Source organism: Vibrio sp. 10N.222.46.A1 (assembly GCF_041473595.1).
Lineage (GTDB): Bacteria > Pseudomonadota > Gammaproteobacteria > Enterobacterales > Vibrionaceae > Vibrio > Vibrio tasmaniensis_A.
Genome location: NZ_JBFRSN010000333.1, coordinates 1 through 1,980, shown reverse-complemented (window position 1 = coordinate 1,980; position 1,980 = coordinate 1). Strand labels below are relative to the sequence as shown.

The window sequence follows — 1,980 nt, the reverse complement described above, 5'->3', positions numbered from 1 at the left end:
AGATAAAGCTGAGTGATCATCTCAGAATCATCAATCATCAATCATCATATTTCTATGTTTATCAAGAATTAATGGTACTTCTCGCTCTACCTTATCTATTTTAAGTTGAAGCTCTTTTGCCAACCCCTCTTCTTCTCTTGTTAGCTGCGTTGCCAGATAATGAAGGAATAGCTCATGAGCCTCTTTCATCGCAACAGAAACACCAGAATAAAAAGCCGCCTGCTCTATCATTCCCACATGGTATTTATTCGCCGCATCAATCACGCTTACCGCATACAAATCCGAAATGCTTTTCAAATCAGATAACGGAATGACTCGGTCCTCGTACACAGAGTGAAAACTGTCCATAACCTCATTTGAGGTAGCTTCGCTTTTTAAGTTGCTTACAACTAAAAAGATAGAAAAGAGCAGTGGAACTAGAAGAAGCTTTGTTGATATTGATTTCATATAATCCTGAAAAATAATGCATGGGAATTTACTAATAATGATAATTATATCACGTTTTTTTATTATTTTATCATTGACTTATAAGCCAGCCACCTAAACAGGCCAGTTCAGGCAGTGATTATTTCTCAACTATTTTGTAATGAAATGGCAATATAATTCAAACAATTAAACAATTCACAGCATAGAGCGAAGTGAAATTGATACAGATCTCGCAGCACACGAACGGTGCTGATGGACTTTCAACCAAAACAAGCTTACAACCACTTACATTGTTGAAAAATATGTTATTTTTCTTTTTGATTAAAAATAAAAAATAGCCGCTAGTTAGCGGCTATTTTGTCAAAACAGAACGAAGCTTCGACGACTTTTAGTCTCTCTACTTAATCTCGTCTACTATTCAAATTCTTCTATTTCTTAGTTTCTTCTACTTTTTCGTCTCTTCTACTTCTTAGTCTCTTCAACTACGGCTTTCATCAATACCGAGGTATCCATGCGGCCTTGTCCTTCCGCAGACAATGCCTTGTAAGCGTTGTTGGTTTTTTCGGTCAGTGGAAGTTGGATGCCTTGGCGCTCAGCTTCATCTAAGCAGAAACCTAAGTCTTTGATCATCCAATCAATGGCGAAGCCGAAATCGAACTTGTCTTGCGCCATTGTGGTCGCGCGGTTTTCCATCTGCCATGAACCTGCTGCGCCGTTTTTAAGGCAATCAACCAGAGTTGGGATATCCAAACCTGATTTTTCAGCAAGTACCAAGCCTTCAGATAAACCGTTCAATACACCCGCAATGCAGATCTGATTGACCATCTTTGCGCGTTGGCCTTGGCCGACTTTACCCATCAGAACTGACGACTTACCGTAAGCTTCGAACACAGGTTGAAGGTCGTTGAAAAGCGCTTGTTCGCCGCCACACATGATGGTTAGCACGCCGTTTTCTGCGCCCGCTTGGCCACCAGACACTGGCGCGTCCATAAAGCGAACACCAGCTTGCTTCGCTGCCACTTCAAGCTCTTCAGACAGCACAGCAGACGTTGTAGTGTGGTCGACAAGAATCGCGTTTGGCTTCATTGCTGCCAATGCGCCTGTTTCGCTGGTTGTCATGCTGCGTACGTCGTCATCATTACCTACACAAACCAATACCACGTCAGCTTCTGCGACACACTCAGCCACAGATTCTGCCGTTTTACCTTGGTGTTTATCAGCCCAGTCTAATGCTTTGTTGTGAGTGCGGTTAAACACCGTTACTTCAAAACCGGCTTTGACTAGGTGGCCTGCCATTGGGAAGCCCATAACGCCTAGCCCGATAAAACTTACTTTCATTTCTTTCTCCTTTTATTTGACCAAGTCATCGCTATGAAAAGATCGAACACTCTCAATCAACGCATCAATAAGCAGGGTCAAAGCCTTTGGCTGATATTTTCTTTCTTTGTACACTAAATACGCTTGGCGATCACCCCGATGATACTCAGGGAGCACTTGAATCAAATTCATCTCGGGGGATACATGACGAAAAGGCAATGAAGCAAGCCCCAAGCC

The 1,980-nt window shown here is 42.5% G+C and carries 2 protein-coding genes and 1 pseudogene; all 3 read right to left on the bottom strand.

Annotated elements, in window-relative coordinates; genetic code table 11:
• Positions 1-30 precede the first annotated feature (30 nt).
• Positions 31-447, bottom strand: a complete 417-nt coding sequence (locus AB4496_RS10935; protein WP_133151964.1) for an MCP four helix bundle domain-containing protein — start codon at positions 445-447, stop codon at positions 31-33.
• A 441-nt stretch (positions 448-888) separates the two neighbouring features.
• A complete protein-coding gene (locus tag AB4496_RS10930) occupies positions 889-1,764 on the bottom strand; it encodes an NAD(P)-dependent oxidoreductase (protein WP_009846048.1) in 876 nt (291 codons plus the stop codon).
• A 12-nt stretch (positions 1,765-1,776) separates the two neighbouring features.
• Positions 1,777-1,980 (bottom strand): annotated as a pseudogene (locus AB4496_RS10925) (LysR family transcriptional regulator); the annotation flags it as partial.